Origin of the sequence: Luedemannella flava, from assembly GCF_039528515.1 — a bacterium.
GTDB lineage: Bacteria > Actinomycetota > Actinomycetes > Mycobacteriales > Micromonosporaceae > Luedemannella > Luedemannella flava.
In genome coordinates this window covers 1-17,715 of sequence record NZ_BAAALT010000281.1, presented here as the reverse complement: position 1 = coordinate 17,715, position 17,715 = coordinate 1, and the positions used below count along the sequence as shown (strand labels likewise).

Annotated in this window: 19 protein-coding genes; 6 read left to right on the top strand and 13 right to left on the bottom strand. The window is 73.0% G+C overall.

The genetic code is table 11. The annotated features are described in order from the left end of the window. Window positions 1–847 (bottom strand): DNA translocase FtsK 4TM domain-containing protein (locus tag ABD211_RS31520; RefSeq protein WP_344139841.1); only part of this gene is annotated, 847 nt, incomplete at its 3' end. A gap of 140 nt (window positions 848–987) precedes the next feature. Between ABD211_RS31520 and ABD211_RS31515 the strand changes: the two genes are divergently transcribed. After that, window positions 988–1,878, top strand: coding sequence for a hypothetical protein (locus ABD211_RS31515; RefSeq protein ID WP_344139838.1), 891 nt, complete (start codon window positions 988–990; stop codon window positions 1,876–1,878). Here ABD211_RS31515 and ABD211_RS31510 read toward each other — a convergent pair. Both ABD211_RS31510 and map read right to left on the bottom strand, forming a co-directional pair. After that, window positions 1,875–2,342 carry a hypothetical protein gene (locus ABD211_RS31510; protein WP_344139835.1) on the bottom strand — a complete coding sequence of 156 codons (468 nt, stop codon included), beginning with the start codon at window positions 2,340–2,342 and terminating at the stop codon, window positions 1,875–1,877. The genes ABD211_RS31515 and ABD211_RS31510 overlap by 4 nt on opposite strands. Before the next feature lie 84 nt (window positions 2,343–2,426). Then, window positions 2,427–3,194: a type I methionyl aminopeptidase gene (gene map, locus ABD211_RS31505; RefSeq protein ID WP_344139832.1), complete on the bottom strand. Its 768-nt coding sequence runs from the start codon at window positions 3,192–3,194 to the stop codon at window positions 2,427–2,429. 36 nt (window positions 3,195–3,230) lie between these two features. Here map and ABD211_RS31500 point away from each other — a divergent pair, with 36 nt between their 5' ends. Next, complete coding sequence (locus ABD211_RS31500; RefSeq protein ID WP_344139829.1) at window positions 3,231–3,485, top strand: helix-turn-helix domain-containing protein; 255 nt, start codon at window positions 3,231–3,233, stop codon at window positions 3,483–3,485. On the opposite strand, the gene ABD211_RS31495 is transcribed toward ABD211_RS31500, so the two are convergent. The 4 genes from ABD211_RS31495 to thyX form a co-directional block, all read right to left on the bottom strand. Continuing rightward, window positions 3,482–5,170, bottom strand: a complete 1,689-nt coding sequence (locus tag ABD211_RS31495) for a ribonuclease J (protein ID WP_344139827.1) — start codon at window positions 5,168–5,170, stop codon at window positions 3,482–3,484. The two genes, ABD211_RS31500 and ABD211_RS31495, sit on opposite strands and share 4 nt — an antisense overlap. Continuing rightward, the gene (gene dapA, locus ABD211_RS31490; protein WP_425560573.1) at window positions 5,167–6,093 is read right to left on the bottom strand and encodes a 4-hydroxy-tetrahydrodipicolinate synthase; all 927 of its coding nucleotides are present in this window, start codon (window positions 6,091–6,093) and stop codon (window positions 5,167–5,169) included. The genes ABD211_RS31495 and dapA overlap by 4 nt, the downstream gene beginning before the upstream one ends. Before the next feature lie 234 nt (window positions 6,094–6,327). After that, entirely contained in the window at window positions 6,328–6,870 is a 543-nt protein-coding gene (locus ABD211_RS31485; RefSeq protein WP_344139821.1) for a hypothetical protein, read from the bottom strand. 60 nt (window positions 6,871–6,930) lie between these two features. After that, the gene (gene thyX, locus ABD211_RS31480) at window positions 6,931–7,674 is read right to left on the bottom strand and encodes an FAD-dependent thymidylate synthase (protein ID WP_344139846.1); all 744 of its coding nucleotides are present in this window, start codon (window positions 7,672–7,674) and stop codon (window positions 6,931–6,933) included. 158 nt (window positions 7,675–7,832) lie between these two features. On the opposite strand from thyX, the gene ABD211_RS31475 reads away from it, so the two are divergent. Continuing rightward, the gene (locus ABD211_RS31475) at window positions 7,833–8,411 is read left to right on the top strand and encodes a toxin-antitoxin system HicB family antitoxin (protein ID WP_344139818.1); all 579 of its coding nucleotides are present in this window, start codon (window positions 7,833–7,835) and stop codon (window positions 8,409–8,411) included. A 28-nt stretch (window positions 8,412–8,439) separates the two neighbouring features. Beyond that, window positions 8,440–9,261 (top strand): DUF4097 family beta strand repeat-containing protein, encoded by an 822-nt coding sequence (locus ABD211_RS31470; protein ID WP_344139815.1) that lies wholly within the window; start codon window positions 8,440–8,442, stop codon window positions 9,259–9,261. A gap of 220 nt (window positions 9,262–9,481) precedes the next feature. On the opposite strand, the gene ABD211_RS31465 is transcribed toward ABD211_RS31470, so the two are convergent. The 3 genes from ABD211_RS31465 to ABD211_RS31455 are packed head-to-tail and all read right to left on the bottom strand — an operon-like array spanning window position 9,482 to window position 12,543. Then, complete coding sequence (locus ABD211_RS31465; protein WP_344139812.1) at window positions 9,482–10,087, bottom strand: DUF2752 domain-containing protein; 606 nt, start codon at window positions 10,085–10,087, stop codon at window positions 9,482–9,484. A gap of 3 nt (window positions 10,088–10,090) precedes the next feature. Then, on the bottom strand, window positions 10,091–11,314 hold the full coding sequence (locus tag ABD211_RS31460; protein ID WP_344139809.1) for a winged helix-turn-helix domain-containing protein: 1,224 nt from the start codon (window positions 11,312–11,314) through the stop codon (window positions 10,091–10,093). A gap of 32 nt (window positions 11,315–11,346) precedes the next feature. Next, window positions 11,347–12,543: a glycosyltransferase 87 family protein gene (locus ABD211_RS31455; protein ID WP_344139806.1), complete on the bottom strand. Its 1,197-nt coding sequence runs from the start codon at window positions 12,541–12,543 to the stop codon at window positions 11,347–11,349. Between the two features lie 54 nt (window positions 12,544–12,597). On the opposite strand from ABD211_RS31455, the gene ABD211_RS31450 reads away from it, so the two are divergent. Further along, a complete protein-coding gene (locus ABD211_RS31450; RefSeq protein WP_344139803.1) occupies window positions 12,598–13,158 on the top strand; it encodes a GNAT family N-acetyltransferase in 561 nt (186 codons plus the stop codon). Between the two features lie 23 nt (window positions 13,159–13,181). After that, the gene (locus ABD211_RS31445) at window positions 13,182–14,216 is read left to right on the top strand and encodes a DUF3824 domain-containing protein (protein ID WP_344139800.1); all 1,035 of its coding nucleotides are present in this window, start codon (window positions 13,182–13,184) and stop codon (window positions 14,214–14,216) included. 57 nt (window positions 14,217–14,273) lie between these two features. Here ABD211_RS31445 and dapB read toward each other — a convergent pair whose 3' ends face one another. From dapB to ABD211_RS31430, 3 genes are read right to left on the bottom strand one after another with little or no spacing between them, the layout of a single operon-like run. Further along, window positions 14,274–15,044, bottom strand: coding sequence for a 4-hydroxy-tetrahydrodipicolinate reductase (gene dapB, locus ABD211_RS31440; protein ID WP_344139798.1), 771 nt, complete (start codon window positions 15,042–15,044; stop codon window positions 14,274–14,276). Window positions 15,045–15,080: 36 nt separating this feature from the next. Further along, window positions 15,081–16,211, bottom strand: coding sequence for a glycoside hydrolase family 6 protein (locus ABD211_RS31435; protein WP_344139796.1), 1,131 nt, complete (start codon window positions 16,209–16,211; stop codon window positions 15,081–15,083). Window positions 16,212–16,242: 31 nt separating this feature from the next. Next, window positions 16,243–17,526 carry a M16 family metallopeptidase gene (locus ABD211_RS31430; protein WP_344139844.1) on the bottom strand — a complete coding sequence of 428 codons (1,284 nt, stop codon included), beginning with the start codon at window positions 17,524–17,526 and terminating at the stop codon, window positions 16,243–16,245. Window positions 17,527–17,715 lie beyond the last annotated feature (189 nt).

The window sequence follows — 17,715 nt, the reverse complement described above, 5'->3', positions numbered from 1 at the left end:
TCGCGGCCGCGGTGGCGGTCGCGTTGCGGGGCGGCGCCTTGTCATCCGTCTCCGGCGGGGCGCCGACCAGGTAGTTCCACAGTGCCCAGAGCCGGTGCGGCACCTGGTTGACGGGCGTCGAGGTGAGCACGAGGACGCCGAACAGGCCGAGCAGGATCAGCAGCGGCACGGCGACGTACGAAGTGATCGCCGTGGCGAGCCCGGTGCCGACGCCCCGGCCCAGCCACCCGCCCGCGTGCTCGATGAGCCAGCCGTCGGTGGGCTGCTTGCGGCCCAGGTGCAGCAGGCCGGCGGCGGCCAGGCCCAGGGCGCCCCAGCCGACCAGGCCGCGACCGCCGCGGTGCTCCTCGTCGGGCGGCACGCGCATGAGCCGCACGGCGGCCACGAGCAGCAGCAGCGGCAGCGCCTTGGCGAGCTCGCCGATGCTGAACCGGGCCGCCTTGGCCAGCCAGTCGCCGACCGGCCCGGCCGAACCGAACCAGACGGCGACGGCGAGGATCGTGGCCAGCGCGGACACGACCTGGTCGGCGCCGTCGCGGCGCTGCTCGGGATCGATGTCGCGGGCGGTGGCGGCCTGCCGGCCGACGGCCCGGAACCCCCAGCCCACGGCGTGCGCGAGGCCCATCCACACGCTGCCGATCGCCGCGCCCAGATAGGACAGTGGGCCGGCGGCGGTGCGCCGGCGGGCGGCCGCCGTGCGCCGGGCCGTGACACGCCGGCCGCGCGCGGTCGTGGCCCGCGTGGACGCGGTCGTGCGGCGGGTGGTGGACGTGGACCGACCGGCGGCAGCGGCGCGTGACGAGGCGGCGCCCGAGCGCCGGCTCGCCGGAGAGGTGCGGCCCGCCATGGTCACACCGTAGCGGGACGGTGCCCCGTTTCCCTGACACGACGCGCACTCACGACGGATCGACCGGCCTTGACACGTCCCGCCCCGACGAAGCATGCTACGCCGTACGTAGTACGCGCCACGTAGCACGGGAGGGCATCTTGGCGGGCCTGCAGCCACCGCCGCCCCGCCACCGCATGAGCGAGGGCGCGAGGCGCGTCGTGCTCGCGCTCTATCCGCCTGTCGTCCGCGAGCGGTACGGCGACGAGATCGCCGACCTGCTCACCGCCTCCCAGCGGCCGTGGCGGGACCTCGCCGACACCGCCTGGTGCGGCCTGACCGAAAGGGTGACGACCGTGGGTCCGACCGAGCTGCGCGCCACCGGCAGGCACCTGTGGACCACGGTCCGCACGACGCTGCTGGTCGCCCTGTCCCTGGCGGTGCTCCTCGCCCTGCTGATGGTCATCCCGTTCGCGGCGGTACCCCTCGCGGCGCTGCTCGGCTGGCTGGCCGGGCGCCGGCTGCGCCCGTGGTGGCTGCCGGTTACGCTCGGCGTCGGCCTGGCGGTGGCCGCGCTCACCGGGATGCCCGAGGCGTTCGGCGGCGGGCTGGGCTCACCCGGCGCGCGGGCGTTCCTCGCCATCGGGCTCGGCGGCACCGTCGCGGTCGCGCTGCTCACGGCCGGGCTGGCCGGCGTGACCCGGCTGTCCGATCCGGCGCGCCGGTGGCTGGTCGCCGTGGTGTGCGTGGTCGGCGCGTTGACCACAGTGGAGCTCGCGTCGATCACGTACGTCCTCGGGCACTTCACGCCGGCCGAGGCGCCCCGGGGACATGCCCTGCAGTGGTACCTCAGTGCCATGACCCCGCTGCCGATGAACCTCGGCGGCGTGCGGCCGGACGACCCCGACAGGCTCGGCGCGGGTTTCCACGTCCCGGACGCGCTGGAGGCGCTGCCCGGCCTGGTCAGCGTCGTGCTGGCGTTCGTCGCCGCGGGCACGTACGCGGCCCGCCGCAAGGCGGTCGACGACATGGTGACGGCCTCGCGCCGCTAGGCGGCCGCCGTTCGCCGGCCCCACGGCTTGAACACCGACACGATCGTGGCGAACGCGAGCAGCGTGGTGGACACGATCGGCGCCGCGAGCAGGCTGGCCCGCTGCCGGGCCGGCAGGTCGGCGCCGAGGTGCAACGCGTCGAGCAGCAGCGGGCGTAGCGCGATGAGCACCAGCAGCAGGAACGCGGTCGAAATGACCAGCTTGACGGCCACCCACCAGTAGCGGATGAGGCCCCACTTCGTGCCCACCGCGTTGACCACGCCGATCACCCACATCACCAGGGCCAGTGGCGCGAACAGCACGAGGCCGATCAGCCCCGTGGCCGGGTACACCACGGCGGGGTCGAACCCCGCCATGCCCGCGGCGCCGAGGGTGAGCAGCACGAGGTCGGCCCCCAGCAGCCCGACCGAGGTGATCACGTGCAGGGTGAGGACGACCTTGCGCCAGCGGGGAGTGAGCGTCACGGGCCCAGCCTTCCGCACGCCCGCCGGCCGGTCATCCGCCCGGCGCCGTATCCCCGCCTACGCCGGTGGGAGTACGCCCGGCGCTCAGGGCAGCGTGAGGATGACCGGGCCGTCGGCGGTGATGGCCACGGTGTGCTCGGCGTGCGCCGCGCGGCTGCCGTCGACCGTGACCACGGTCCACCCGTCGTCGGCCGTGGCGCAGCGGCGCCCGCCGCCGGCCATGAGCATCGGCTCGATCGCGATCACGAGCCCTTCGACGAGGGGTCGGCCCCGGCCGGGGCGGCCGGCGTTGGGCACGTCCGGCTCCTCGTGCATGGCGGTGCCGATGCCGTGCCCGCCCAGCCCCGCCGGCAGGCCGTAGTCGTGGGCGTCCGCGACCTGCTGGATGGCGCGCGAGATGTCGCCCATGCGGTTGCCGGGCCGGGCCTGCGCGATGCCGGCGGCCAGGGCCGCGTCCGTGGTGGCCGCGAGGTGCGCCGACGCCCCGTCGACGGAGCCGATCGCCACCGTCACGGCGGCATCGCCGTGGTACCCGTCGACGTGGGCGCCGCAGTCGATGGACAGCAGGTCGCCCTCGACCAGGGCCCGCCGGGTCGGCAGGCCGTGCACGATCTGATCGTTCACCGACAGGCACACCACCCCCGGGTACGGCGTGGGGGCCCAGGACGGCTGGTAGCCGAGGAACGACGGCTTCGCGCCGGCCTCGGAGATCACCGTGGCGGCCAGCTCGTCGAGCTCGATCAGGCGGACCCCGGGCCGGGCGGCGGCCGTCAGCGCGGCGAGCGCCCGCGCCACGACCCGACCCGCCTCGCGCATCACCGCGATCTCCGCGGCGGACTTCAACGTCACCATGACAGGTATTTTAATACCAGGATTATTATCGGCACCATGGTGCGTACCCCCCTGACCGCCGAGGAGCGCGAGCGCGGCCTCGCCCTCGGCCGCGCCCTACGCCGCGCGCGGGGCACCCGCAGCGGCGCCGACGTCGCCCTCGCGGCCGGCATCTCGCTGGACACGCTGCGCAAGATCGAGCGGGGGGCCATCGCGACCCCGGCGTTCTTCACCGTTGTCGCGCTGGCCCGCGTACTCGAACTTGATCTCAACGACCTCGCGGGCCTGATGGACCCAGTCCTGGCCTCCTAGACCTCGACGACCGTCGGGACGATCATCGGACGGCGGCGGTAGGTCTCGTTGACCCAGCGACCGACCGTGCGGCGCACCACCTGCTGGAGCTGGTGGACGTCGGTGATGTTGTCCTCGGCGGCGCGGTTGAGCGCCTCGGTGACCAGCGGCAGCACCGCGTCGAAGACGGCCGGGTCCTCGGAGAAACCCTTCGCCGAGACGGTCGGCCCGCCCACGACCTTGCCGGTCACCGAGTCGACGACCACGGTCGCCGAGATGAACCCACCGTCGCCCAGGATGCGCCGCTCGGTGAGCAGGCTCTCGCCCACGTCGCCGACGGCCAGGCCGTCCACGTACACGTAGCGGCTCTTCACGTGGCCGACCACGGCGGCCTTGCCGTCGACGAGGTCCACCACGTCGCCGTCCTCGCAGAGCACGACCCGCTCCGGGGCCACCCCCGCCTCGATGCCCAGCCGGGCGTGCGCGCGCAGGTGGCGCCACTCGCCGTGGACCGGCATGAAGTTGCGCGGCTTGACGACGTTGAGCAGGTAGAGCAGCTCGCCGGCCGGCGAGTGGCCCGAGACGTGCACCTTGGCGACATCCTTGTGCACGACGAACGCGCCCGCGCGGGAGAGCTGGTTGATGACCCGGTAGACGGCGGTCTCGTTGCCGGGCACGAGCGAGCTGGCCAGCACGACCGTGTCGCCCGCGCCGACCGAGATGTGCCGGTGGTCGCCGGTGGCCATGCGGCCCAGTGCGCTCATCGGCTCGCCCTGCGAGCCGGTCGACATGAGCACGATCTGGTGCGGCGGCAGGTTGGTCGCGTCGTCGAGGCCGACCACGAGGCCGCCGGGGATGCGCAGCAGGCCGAGGTCGCGGGCGATGCCCATGTTGCGCACCATGGAGCGGCCGATGAAGGCCACCTTGCGGCCGTGCGCGTGGGCCGCCTCCAGCACCTGCTGCACGCGGTGCACGTGCGAGGCGAACGACGCGACGATGATGCGCCCGGTCGCCTTCGCGAAGATCGAGTCGAGGACGGGGCCGATCTCGCGCTCCGGCGTCACGAAGCCGGGGATCTCGGCGTTCGTGGAGTCCGACAGCAGCAGGGAGACGCCTTCGGCGCCGAGCCGCGCGAAGCCCGCGAGGTCGGTGATGCGCCCGTCGAGGGGCAACTGGTCCATCTTGAAGTCGCCGGTGTGCAGCACCGTGCCGGCCGGCGTCTTGATGGCCACCGCGAGCGCGTCCGGGATGGAGTGGTTGACCGCGAAGAACTCGCAGGCGAACGGCCCGAGCCGCTCCCCCTGCCCGGCGTCGACCGTCAGCGTGTACGGCTCGATGCGCCGCTCGGCGAGCTTCGCCTCGACCAGAGCGAGGGTGAACCGCGAGCCCACGAGCGGGATGTCGGGCTTGTGCGCGAGCAGGTAGGGCACCGCGCCGATGTGGTCCTCGTGCCCGTGCGTGAGCACGATGGCCTGCACGTCGTCGAGGCGGTCGAGGATCGGCGCGAAGTCGGGCAGGATCAGGTCGACACCGGGCTGGTCGACGTCCGGGAAGAGCACGCCGCAGTCGACGATCAACAACTTCCCGTCGTACTCGAAGACGGTCATGTTGCGGCCGATCGCGCCGAGCCCGCCCAGCGGGATCACCCGCAGCCCGCCCTGCGGCAGCGGCGGCGGCGCGTCAAGATCCAAATGCGCCTCGGTCATGCCGCCACCCCCCGCTCCAGCGGGAGGCCCGCGTCGGCGCAGTCGGCACGCAACTGCTCCAGCTCGGCCTCCGTGGCGTCGACCAGCGGCGAGCGCACCGGCCCCGCCGGCAGCCCGATCTCCTTGAGCCCCGCCTTCACGAGGATGGTGCCCGGCGACCGGAAGATGCCCACGAACAGGGGCAACAACCTCCGGTGCAGGTCCAGCGCCGTGGCCACGTCACCGTTCGCGTGGGCTTCGATCATGAGCTTCGTGAGTACGCCGGTGAAGTGCGTGGACGTGCCCACCACCCCGACGGCGCCCACCGACAGCAGCGGCAGGGTCAGCGAGTCCTCGCCCGAGTAGTACGCGAGGTCGGTGCGCTTGAGCACCCACGAGCTGGCGGTGAGGTCGCCCTTGGCGTCCTTCACGGCGACGATGCGCTCGTGCTCGGCGAGCCGGACGAGCGTCTCGGTGGCGATCGGGATGCCGGACCGGTGCGGGATGTCGTAGAGCATCACCGGCAGGCCGACCGCGTCAGCCACGGCCGTGAAGTGGCGCAGCAGGCCCGACTGCGGGGGCTTGTTGTAGTACGGCGTGACGACGAGCAGGCCGTGCACGCCGGCCTTCTCGGCCGCGCGGGCCAGCTCGATCGTGTGGTGCGTGTCGTTGGTGCCGACGCCGGCCACCACCCGGGCGCGGTCGCCGACGGCCTCGACGACGGTCCGCAGGAGCGACTCCTTCTCGGCGTCGGTCGTGGTGGGCGACTCGCCGGCCGTGCCGTTGATCACAAGCGTGTCGTTGTGCTGGTCATCGACGAGGTGGGCGGCCAGCCGCGCGGCACCGTCAAGATCAAGTGCGCCGTCGTCGCGCATGGGGGTGACCATGGCGGTGATCAGGCGGCCGAACGGCCGCGGCGCGTCGGTGGCGTGCGTCATGCACATAAACCTAGCGGACCCCCGCCCGCCACTCTGGGCCGTATCCGTGACTGCGCACCGGCATCCCCGGCCGCCCGCGTCGACCGCGCGACGGCATTTTCGGCCAGGACCGCAGCCCACGGCGCTTTGTCCTGAATCCGGCGCCCAGGACGACGGAAACCCGCTGCTGGCGACCGTTACCCCCGAATGGCGGCACGCCGACCGGGCGAACAACTGTCCGGGAACGGACAGTTACCCGCTTCAGAGCAGGTCGACGACCATGTACACGGTGGCCTCCGTGACCACCGCCATGTCCCCGTACGTGCGATCCACCACGACCAGGGCCCGGTCGCCGGCCGACAGGGCGCCGGCATAGACGTCGTAGTACGTGTCGTCGCGCAGCTCCCAGTCCGGGCCGCCGTTGATGGCGTCCTGAAGGTACGGGAAGCCGCCCTGCAGGCGGGTGGGTACCGGCGCGACGGACCGGTTCGGGTCGAGGCGGGTCAGAAAGGGCCGCAGGCACGTCTCCGACGTCGTGAACTTCAGGAACAGCCGGCTGGACGGCCCGGCCCGGCCCGCCATCTCCCGGTGCAGCACGTTCCTGGCGTCGCACGGCAGTGTGACGGCGAACCACGGCGGGATGTCCGCCGCGGCCGGCGTCGCCCACACGACCTCGCGGGGTGTCGTCAGCACCGCCACCGACGCGCCCCCGGCGGCGGCCGCGAGCGTCGCCACCACGCCCAGCGCGGCGGTCAGGGCGATGACCCAACCGGGGACGCGACGAACCGTAACTCCATGATCCACGTCCGGGATTGAACCACGCGACCGCGCCCGGCGGTGCCCCGTGACTCGGGGCGCCGCAGGTCAGCCCTCGTGGGCCAACGGGCTCGCGGCGATCTCGGTGCCGTCCGGCAGGGACGAGATCGTGAAGTCGGCGAACACGTTGGGCGCCACGTCCTTGAGCTGGCGCAGGCACTCGACGGCCAGCTCGCGGATCTCGACGTCCGCGTGCTCGGTCGCGCGCATCGCGATGAAGTGCCGCCAGGCGCGGTAGTTGCCGGTGACCACGATGCGGGTCTCGGTCGCGTTGGGCAGCACGGCGCGGGCCGCCTGCCGGGCCTGCTTGCGGCGCAGGGTCGCGTTCTCCACCTCGGCGAAGCGGTTCTCCAGGCCGGCCAGCAGATCGTTGTACGCCTGGACGCTGGCCTCGGTGGCGGCCACGAAGAGCTTGTGCAGCTCCGGGTCGTCGGCGATGACGTCGGGCTCGACCATGGCCGCCTGGCGCTCGGGCACGTAGCGCTGCGACAGCTGCGAGTACGAGAAGTGGCGGTGGCGGATCAGCTCGTGGGTGAACGAGCGGGAGACGCCGGTGAAGTAGAAGGTCACCGTGCCGTGCTCGAGCACGGACAGGTGGCCGACCTCGAGGATGTGCGCCAGGTAGCCGGCGTTGGTGGCGGTGGCCGGGTTCGGCTTGGACCACGACTGGTAGCAGGCACGACCCGCGAACTCGGCGAGCGCCTGCCCACCGTCCGCGTCAGTCGACCACGGCACGTCCGGTGGCGCCTGGAACTGCGTAAACCCGATCAACTGAACCCGCGGCTCGACCATCTCCGGCATGGCGACACAGTAGCGGGCCTGGTCGGAGGACTCCTAGCCGGCACATCGGGCGTCCCACGATCCAGATCGCCCCGTGACATCACGGGTTGTGTCAAGGCGACATCACACTGCCCTTGCGATGACGTCATGCACGATGTCATAGTGGCGTCATGGATCTGACGACGTACCTCGAAGGTCTGCGCCGCGACCTGAACGCGGCGGCCGCCCCGGGAGGGCCGGACGTGGCCCGCGCGGCAGACCTCATCACGGGCGCCCTCGACGCACCGGCGCGGCTCGTGCTGCTGGAGGCGCTCACCGACGCCGCCGCCGAGATCACCACGCGGCTCGACGGGCCGAGCGTGGAGGTCCGGCTGCGCGGCCGGGACGCCCAGTTCGTGGTGACCCGGCCGGCGGCCACGCCGACGCCGACCGCGCCGCCCGCAGACGCCCCCACCGACGCGCCGACTGCTCCCGAGGGCGACGCCGGCGACGTCGCCCGCATCACGCTGCGCATCCCCGAGCAGCTCAAGACCGCCGTGGAGCGCGCGGCCGCGACCGAGGGTGTCTCGGTCAACGCCTGGCTCGTGCGCGCCATCGGCGCCGTCCTCAACGGGCCGCCGCCCATGCCGCCGCCGCCGGCCGGCTGGGGACCCACGCCGCCGCCCTGGCCGGGCGGCCCCCACCGGGGCGGCCCCGGTCGCACGACCCACGGGCCGGGTCACCACGTGACCGGTTACGCCCAGGCCTGACCCCTCCGACCGCGGAAGCGAGGACCCCATGACCGCCAACCACAACCAGTACGACTTCCCGACCGAGTCGCCCCTGACCGCTTCGGTGAAGCTCGGCGCGGGCCTGATCATGGTCACGGCGGAGGAGCGCGCCAGCGCCACCGTGACGATCAGCCCGATCGACAACAGCGAGGCCGGCCGGAAGGCCGCCGCCGGCACCACCGTCGAGCTGCGCGGCAAGGATCTGCTCATCGAGGCCCCCGAGGTCTCGGGCGGGTGGCCGCTGCGGCGCGGCGCCCGGCTGCGCGTCGACGTGCGCCTGCCGCTGGACTCGTCGCTGCGGGCCCGGTCGGGCTCGTCCGACGTGCGGTGCGAGGGCCGGCTGCGCGACGTCAGCCTGCAGAGCGGGGCCGGCGACCTGTCCCTCGACGAGGCCACCGGCGACGTCTCCGCCACCACCGGCAGCGGCGACGTCCGCGCCGGCCAGGTCGGCGGCTCGCTACGGATGACCACCGGCTCCGGCGACGTCGGCGCGCACCGCGTCGGCGGCCCGCTGTCGGTCAACACCGCGAGCGGCGACGTCCGCGTCGGCGAGGTCGGCGGCGACGTCAACATCAAGGCCGCCGCCGCCGACGTCCGCCTGGGCGCCGTCCGACGTGACATCAAGATCAACTCGGCGTCCGGCGACGTGGTGCTCGGGGTGCCGGCCGGCACGCCCGTCTGGCTCGACCTGCACTCCCTGTCCGGCGACGCGCGCAGCGAGCTGACCCCGACGGGCGCCGCTCCCACCGGCGCCACGCCCGTCCGGCTCCAGGTCCGCTCCCTGAGCGGCGACATCCGCGTCCACACCGCCACCCAGGTCACCACCTGACCGGCCCTGACCACCGCCGCCCCGCGCCCACCCGGCGGGGCGGCCCTTCCCGGCCCGCCGTACCGTTTGCCCCCCGTCACCACGCCGCGTCGCACCATCACCACGTCGAACCTCGCCGCGTCGCACCGCCGCGTCCACCCGCCGCGTCTCGGCACGGTGGCGGGGTTGCCGCGGCGCGAGCCGCCTGATGTGCGCAGGTGGCGCGGGGAGGGTGTGGTGGCTAGACGTAGAGCCAGTCGAAGGGGGCCCAGGGGAGGTTGCGGATGACCGAGAAGACCATCCAGACCGCGAGGAAGATCGCGATCACCCGGGACGTGATGCGGGGCGCCGGGAGGGTACGGCCGAAGGTCGCCTGGGCGAACCAGGCGATGTAGATCCAGACCAGGAACGGGGCCGCGAACACGGCCATCGCGTGGTGGCGCGCGGCGGCCGGCAGGTTGCCGTGCATGAGGTAGAAGAAGGCGCGGGTGCCGCCGCAGCCGGGGCAGTCGAACCCGGTCGTCAGCTTGATGACGCAGGTCGGCACGCTCGACGCGTTGGAGTCGGTCGGGTCGGTGGCGAGCACCAGGGCCGCGCCGCCGGCGAAGCAGGCCGCGACCCCGACCGGCCCCGCCCAGCCGGGCATCCAGTTGACGAACCGCGTCACCGCGCGCGTGAACCGGTTCTGGGAAGGCGCCACGTACTGCGGGTAGGCGGCCGCGTACGCCAGCCCGACCTCGTGGCCGGTCAGCCGACCGGCCCCGTGCGTCGCCAGCTCGTCGTGAGCATGTTCGACGGGCGCGCCTGCTTCGGGCGCGCCCGGACCACCGGCCAGCGTCTGGGTCACGCCCTACACCGTACCTCCCGAGTGCCGCAGCGCGACCCCCAGTGCGGACGCTAGATCACCACTCTCGGGGGGCGCGATCGAGCCCAGCCCGAGCCACGCGGCGAGGTCGCCGAGCGCGTCGGCGAGCGCGGGCGCCACGTCCGCGACCGGCTGCCCGGGCTCCAGCCAGGCGCCGGGGACCCGCAGCACCCCGGCGCGCCGGTCGGCCTTCAGGTCGACGCGGGCCACGAGCTGGTCGCCGAGCAGGAACGGCAGCACGTAGTAGCCGTGCACGCGCAGGTGTGCCGGCACGTAGATCTCGATCCGGTACCGGAAGTTGAACAGGCGCTCGGTGCGGTCGCGCTCCCAGACCAGCGGGTCGAACGGGCTGACCAGGGCGGCCGCGTGCACCCGCCGGGGCAGCTTCGCGTCGGCGTGCAGGTAGGCGCGGGGCTTCCAGCCGGGGACCGTGACCGGGCGCAGCGCGCCCTCCTCGACCAGTTCGGCGATGGCCTGCCGGGCCCCGGCCACCGGCAGCCGGAAGTAGTCGCGCAGTTCGGTCTCGGCGGCGACGCCGAGCGCCGCGGCGGAGATCCGGACCAGCTCCCGGTGCGCGTCCGGCACGGTCGGCGTCGGTGTGTCGAGGACAGCTCTGGGCAGCACCCGTTCCGTCAGGTCGTACGTACGGGTGAAGGTGTTGTCGCGGGTGGCGGCCGACACGTCGCCGCACCAGAACAGGTATTCCAGCGCGTGCTTGGCCTCCGACCAGTTCCACCCCCAGTCGGTCTTGGGGCGGCGCGCGTCCTCCTCGACCTCGGCGGCGGTGACCGGCCCCTTCGCCGCGACCTCGTCGAGCACCCAGCGGACGAAGTCGGGCCGCTCGGTCGCGATGCGCCGCATGCCGCCCCACGCCTCGTCGCGCGCCCGGGCCATGCGCCAGCGCAGCAGCGGCTGCAGGGTCACCGGCAGCAACGAGGCGGCGTGACCCCAGTATTCGAACAGCTCGCGGGGGCGGCGGTAGGCGGCGTGGTCGAGCAGGTCGGTCGGGTAGGAACCGAGGCGACTGAACAACGGCAGGTAGTGGGCGCGCTGCAGCACGTTCACCGAGTCCATCTGGATGACGCCGGTGCGGTCGACCACGCGACGCAGGTGCCGGCGGCTGGGCACGCCGACCGGGCGCCGGTCGGCGAACCCCTGCGCGGCGAGCGCGATGCGGCGGGCCTGGGCGGGCGAGATGGAGTCGGTCATCAGGGAGCAGGCTAGCGACCGGGTCCGACAACCTACGTCGGGACGGCGACGACCCGCGGGCTCTCCCGCGGGCGGTCCGCCGACGCGGCGGCGCCCGGCACGGGCAGCCCGATGAGCAGCGCCAGGCTGGCCCAGACGTAGCTGTTGCTGAGCAGCCAGCCCCAGGGCGAGTCGTAGGAGGTGGCGAAGACCCAGACGAGGCGGCTGCACAGCAGCGCGTACACGGCGGCGGCGAAGGCGAGCAGGCCGCGCCGTCGCCGCGTGGTCGAAGCCCCAGCGGCCCGGTCGACGAGCAGCACGAGCGCGGGCCCGAGCCAGACGAGGTGGTGCACCCAGGTCACCGGGCTGATGAGGCAGCCCAGCACGCCGGTGAGCGCGAACCCGCTGAACTCGTCGCCGGCCGCGACGGCGCGCCGGCTGCGCACGAACCACACGGCCAGCGACGCGACGACGGTGAGGCCCCACAGCGCGGTCGACGGGTGCCCGGGGTTGAGCCGCGCGACGGCGCCCTGCAGCGACTGGTTGGAGATGAACGCGAGGTCGCCGACGCGGTCGGTGTTCCACAACGCCTCAGTCCAGAAGACCAGCGACATGTCGGGCATGAGAGCCGCCGCGACCAGCGTGGCGACGGCCGCGGTCGCGGCGGCCACGATGGCGGCCCGCCAGCGCCTGGTGACCAGCAGGTACACGATGAAGATGCCCGGGGTGAGCTTGATCGCGGTGGCCAGGCCGACGCCGACGCCCGCCCAGCGGCGACCGCGGGCGACGCCGAGCAGCAGGTCGCCCCCGACGAGGGCGAGCAGCAGGAGGTTCACCTGTCCGAAGTTCACCGTCTCGCGGACCGGCTCGAAGGCGATGGTGAGCGCGGCGGCGAGCCCCAGGGCGTACCAGGTGGTCCAGCCCTGACGGCGGATCGTGGGTGACAGCAGCCACCAGAGGACGAGCAGCGTGGCGGGGATCGTGGCGGCGACGCTGACCACCTGGGCGGCGGTCAGGCTGAGCACCGCCATGGGCGCCATGACCAGCGCCGCGAACGGCGGGTACGTGAAGCCGTAGTAGCTGTTGTCGACGACGAAGTCGTAGAGCGAGCCGCGCCCGTCCGCCCAGTAGTTGATCGCGCCGTGGTAGACGCGCAGGTCGAAGAAGCCGTGCCGCGCCGAGACGAGGACCGCGAAGACGCCCGTGACCAGGGCCAGGCCGCACACCACGGCCACCCGTCGCCAGGTCATCGGACCCCTCCCTCCTGCTCCCTCGCCCCGTGCGCGCCCGTAGGCTCACCAACCATGGCGCTCGGGTATGTCCGCGACGCGCGTCCCGACGACGCCGGCGAGATCGCGCGAATTCAGCTCAGTACGTGGCGGCACGCCTACCGGCGGCTGTTGCCCCGGCGGATCCTCGACGAGCTGGGCGAGGAGTGGATGGCCGAGCAGTGGCTCGCCGCCATCACCGCGCCGCCGTCACCGCGCCACCGCGTACTTGTCGCCGTGGAGCAGGCCCAGGAATCCTACCTGGTCGGGTTCGTGGCCTCGGGCGATGCCGACGAGGCCGCCCTGGCGGCCGACGAGGCTCTCGCCGACCTCGGCACGGGTGTGGTGTCCATCACGGACCTGCTGGTCGAGCCCCGCTGGCAGCGGCGCGGGCACGGCAGCCGGCTGCTCGCGGCGAGCGCCGACCTGTGGCGCGAGGACGGCTTCGCCACGGCGCTGGCGTGGGCGTTCGACGCCGACGCCGCGATGTCCGGTTTTCTCACCTCGGCCGGGTGGGCGCCGGACGGGACAACCCGGGCGCTCGACGTCGATGACCTGTTGGTGCCGCAATCACGACTGCATTGCAGCTTGCAGTGAACTTTCTGCCACACTGTTCGACCGTGAAGACCCGCAGAGCCACCCGTACCGGCGTCGGCGCCGTACTCGCCGCCGTCGTCCTGTTTGCCCTGGCCGGGTGCATGAAGATGAACATCGACCTCAAGATCGACGGCGATGTCGTCAACGGCACCATGATCATGGCTGTCGACAAGAAGCTCGTCGCCATGAGCGGTCAGAGCGAGAGCCAGATCATCGACGAGATGACCAAGAACGCGCCCAATGAGCCGGGCGTGACCAGCGAGAAGTATGACGACGGGACCTTCGTCGGGAAGAAGTTCAACCTCGACAAGGTGCCGCTGGACAAGATGTCCGAGGGCCAGGACAAGGACGAGCTCAAGATCGTCCACGACAAGGCCGCCAAGAAGTACACCGTCACGGGCACCATGGACCTCACCGAGATCAAGGCCGACGACCCCACCACGGCCGCCTTCATGGGCAGCCTGGACATCAAGGTCGCGATCACGTTCCCCGGCAAGGTCATCGAGCACAACGGCGAGCTGAACGGCAACACGGTGACGTGGAAGCCGAAGGCCGGCGTGAAGACCGACCTCAAGGCCGTCGCCGAGGAGGGCTCGGCGCTGTCCGTGCTGACCGGCGGCTCGGGCTCGTCGAACACCGTGCTCATCGCGGGCATCGTGGGCGGCGGCGTCCTGCTTCTGATCATCATCATCGTGGTGATCGTGCTGCTCAGCAAGCGTAGGAAGCAGCCCGCCTACCCGACCGACCCGTACGCGGCCCAGGGCTACCCCGCCCCCGGCGCCTACCCCGGGTCCCCCGCCGGCTACCCGGCGACCGGCTCCCCCGCCGGTTACCCCGGCACGCCGGGATCACCCGCCGGATACCCGGGCACGCCCGCCAGCGCCCCGCCGGCCGGCGGCGTCTACGGCTCCCCGCAGCCGCAGTACCCGCCGCAGCAGCCCCAGTACCCGCCGCAGCAGCCGTACCAGCAGCAGCAGCCGTACCAGCAGCAGCAGCCGCAGTACCCCCAGCAGCAGTACCCGCCCGCGTCCTGGCCGCCCAACCAGCCCGGCGCGTGACAACGTGACGAACGAGGGCCCGGTGGCACGACGCCACCGGGCCCTCGTCGTTCGTGGCTAGAGACCGAGCAGCGGGCCGAGGCCCACCGTCAGGCCGGGCCGGTTGACCACCGCGCGGACGGCGAGCAGCACCCCGGGCATGAAGGACTTCCGGTCGTACGAGTCGTGCCGGACCGTCAGCGTCTCCCCACCCGTGCCGAACAGCACCTCCTGGTGCGCCACCAGCCCGGTCGCGCGCAGCGAGTGCACGCGCACCCCGCCGACGTCGCTGCCGCGGGCGCCGAGCAGCTCCTCCTTGGTGGCGTCGGGCATCGCGGGCAGGCCGGCGTCGGCCCGGGCGGCGGCGATCATCTCGGCCGTGCGCAGCGCGGTGCCGCTCGGCGCGTCCACCTTCTGCGGGTGGTGCATCTCGACGATCTCCACCGACTCGAACCAGCGCGCCGCCTTCGCGGCGAACTCCATCATGAGTACGGCGCCGACCGCGAAGTTCGGCGCGATCACCACACCGAGCTCGGGCTTGTGGGCGAGCCACTGGCGCACCCGCTCGTAGCGTGCCTCGGTGAAGCCGCTCGTGCCGACCACCACGTTGATGTTCTGGTCGATGCACCAGTGCACGTGGTCCATGACGGTGTCCGGCGTCGTGAAGTCGACGACCACATCAGCGCCGGCATCGGAGATGTTGAACAGCCAGTCGCCGGCGTCGACCATCGCGACGAGCTCCATGTCGGTGGCGGCGTCCACCGCGCGGCAGGCCTCGGCGCCCATGCGGCCCCGGGCGCCCAGCACGCCGACCCGGATCGGCTCGGCCGGTTGTGTTTCCTCAGTCACGGCCCTAAACCTATCGGAAAGGGCGCGCCGAGCAGGTCAGGCCTTCCAGCCCGCCGCTTTCGCCAGGTCGAGCGCGTACTCGGGCATCCACTGGCCGGCGGCCGGGCCGCCGTTGCACGCGCCGTCCGACTCCCCCACGACCTTCACCCACAGGTACGCGTCGGCGTGCTTGTACTTCGTGGCGGCCGTGGGCCGGGCGCCGAGCGCCCGACCGGGCGGATTGCACCACTCGCCGGCCGGGCCCCTGCCGTTGCGGCTGGTGTCCACGACGTACCCGTGGCTCCCGCCGATCCTCCTCGCGATCGACTCGCCGTAGGCGCCGGACTCCGCGGTGGTGACGAAGTTCGACACGTTGAGGGCGAAGCCGCGGGCCCTGGCGACGCCCGCCTTCTTGAGCCGGGCGGCCATCTCGGTGGCGCTGAGCCAGTCGGCGTGCCCGGCGTCGAGGTAGGTGACCGCGCCCGTGCGGGAGAGCCTGTCGACGGCGTACCTCAGGTTGGCGTAGCGGGCGGACACGTCGCCGCAGAGCTGCGCCAGCGCGTCGGGTTCCAGGATCACCACGGCCCTGGCGTCGCCGACGCCGGCGGCGAACTTCGTGATCCAGGCGCGGTAGTCGGCATTGCCGGCCGCCCCGCCGCCGGAGTGCCCGCCGCAGTCGCGGTGCGGCATGTTGTACGCCACGAGGACCGCCGTCCGGCCCTCGGCGGCGGCGGCCGAGACGACCGTCCGCACGTCGCTGGCCGGGTCGGCGTTCCAGTCGCCGAACCAGGTCGCCACCGGGGTGTCCGCCACCTTCTGCATGATCGCGGCGTCCGCCGGCCGCCCCGCGCGCCACTCCCGCGCCTGGTTGGCCGCGCTGGCGTTGGGGCCGTAGAAGGTCGCGCCGGCGAGCGGATTGCCCGCGGCGGCCGAGGGCTTCGCACTGGCCGACGGCTTCGCCGAGGCGGACGGGGTCGTCGTGCCGCCGGACGGCACGCCGGCGGCCACGGGCCCGGTGGCGCCGGCGGACGTGTCCGCGCCCTGCGGGTCTGGGCCGCGGCTCAGCAGGACCACCGCGGCGACCGCGGCGACCGCGAGGGCGGCGCCCGCGCCCAGCCAGGGTCCGAGCCGGCGACCGCCCGGTCGCCGGTGGGTGTGGACCCGCTCGGGTTGCTGGGTCTGCGTCACGGTTCTCCCGGGGCGGAGGGGCACCGACAGGCTACAGGTTGGGCAGGGAGGAGCCGATCGCGGCGAGCGACATGGGCCGGCCGAGCACCTCGGCGGCGATCTCCCGGACCTGGTCCGGCGTCACCGCGTCGACGCGGTCGAGCAGGTCGTTGACCGACAGCAGCTCGTCGTAGAGCATCTCGCTCTTGGCCAGGCGGGTCATCCGCGAGCCGGTGTCCTCCAGGCCGAGGACCAGCGCGCCCTTGAGCATCCCCTTGCCCCGGCGCACCTCCTCCTCGGTGAGCCCGTCCGCCGCGACCGCGGCGAGCTGCTCGCGGGCCAGGGTGAGCACCTCGTCGACCTTGCCGGGCGCGCAGCCGGCATACACGCCGAACAGGCCGGTGCCCGAGTACTGCGCGGTGTAGGAGTAGATCGAGTAGGCCAGGCCGCGCTTCTCGCGGATCTCCTGGAACAGCCGCGCGGACATGCCGCCGCCGACCACGTTGTTGAGCACGCCCAGCGCGAAGCGCCGCTCGTCGTCGCGGGCCAGCGCCGGGCAGCCCATCAGCACGTGCGCCTGCTCGGTGTCCTTCTCGCGGACGATCACCCGGGGGGCCGGGGAAAGGTCGGGCGCCGGGTCGGTGCGGCGCGGCAGCGGCGCGGCCGGGGCGACGAACCGGTCGGAACGGCCGATCACGTCCTCGACGAGGCGTACCACGGTGTCGTGGTCGAGGTTGCCCGCGGCCGCGACCACGAGAGCCGGGCCCCGGTAACGCTCGTGGTAGAAGTCCAGGATGGACTGCCGGCTCATCGCGCCGATGGTCTTCGGGGTGCCGGAGACGAGCCGGCCGAGCGGGTGCCCACCGTAGACGGCCTCGGCGAACAGGTCGTGCACCTCGTCGTCGGGCTCGTCGTCGTGCATCGCGATCTCTTCGAGGATCACCCCGCGCTCGGTCTCGACGTCGGCGGCGGCGAGCACCGAGTCGGTGAGCAGGTCGCCCATCACGTCGATGGCCAGCGCCAGGTCCGCGTCGAGGACGCGGGCGTAGTAGCAGGTGTACTCCTTGGTGGTGAACGCGTTGGTCTCGCCGCCGACCGCCTCGATGGTCGACGAGATGTCCAGCGCGCTGCGCCGCCGGGTGCCCTTGAAGAGCAGGTGTTCCAGGAAGTGCGAGGCGCCGCCCATCTCGGGCGTCTCGTCGCGGGAGCCGATCGGCACCCACATGCCCACGGAGACGCTGCGCATCGCCGGGATCGCCTCGGTCAGGATCCGCACCCCGTTGGGCAGCACAGTCCGTCCGACGGTCCCACCGAGCCGATCATCACCGGGAACAATGTTGCTGACACCGCGACGGGCGCGGTCGAAAGACCGCGCCCGCCCCGTGATGCTGTACTCGCGGGAAACCCGCACTGTGTCCTACTTCCTGCTGATGAACCTGGGTCGAGCTGACTAGCTGTGGCGCGTGCGGCGGCGGCGCTGGCCGCCGCCGTCGCCCTCGCCGCCGCGCTCGGTCCGCTCGCCGCC

Coding starts and splice junctions, on each gene's coding strand:
- ABD211_RS31495 (WP_344139827.1), bottom strand. CDS start 5,170: ATGACCGAGGCGCATTTGGATCTTGACGCGCCGCCGCCGCTGCCGCAG.
- thyX (WP_344139846.1), bottom strand. CDS start 7,674: ATGGTCGAGCCGCGGGTTCAGTTGATCGGGTTTACGCAGTTCCAGGCG.
- ABD211_RS31470 (WP_344139815.1), top strand. CDS start 8,440: ATGACCGCCAACCACAACCAGTACGACTTCCCGACCGAGTCGCCCCTG.
- map (WP_344139832.1), bottom strand. CDS start 3,194: ATGGTGACGTTGAAGTCCGCCGCGGAGATCGCGGTGATGCGCGAGGCG.
- dapA (WP_425560573.1), bottom strand. CDS start 6,093: ATGTGCATGACGCACGCCACCGACGCGCCGCGGCCGTTCGGCCGCCTG.
- ABD211_RS31450 (WP_344139803.1), top strand. CDS start 12,598: ATGGCGCTCGGGTATGTCCGCGACGCGCGTCCCGACGACGCCGGCGAG.
- ABD211_RS31500 (WP_344139829.1), top strand. CDS start 3,231: ATGGTGCGTACCCCCCTGACCGCCGAGGAGCGCGAGCGCGGCCTCGCC.
- ABD211_RS31460 (WP_344139809.1), bottom strand. CDS start 11,314: ATGACCGACTCCATCTCGCCCGCCCAGGCCCGCCGCATCGCGCTCGCC.
- ABD211_RS31455 (WP_344139806.1), bottom strand. CDS start 12,543: ATGACCTGGCGACGGGTGGCCGTGGTGTGCGGCCTGGCCCTGGTCACG.
- ABD211_RS31475 (WP_344139818.1), top strand. CDS start 7,833: ATGGATCTGACGACGTACCTCGAAGGTCTGCGCCGCGACCTGAACGCG.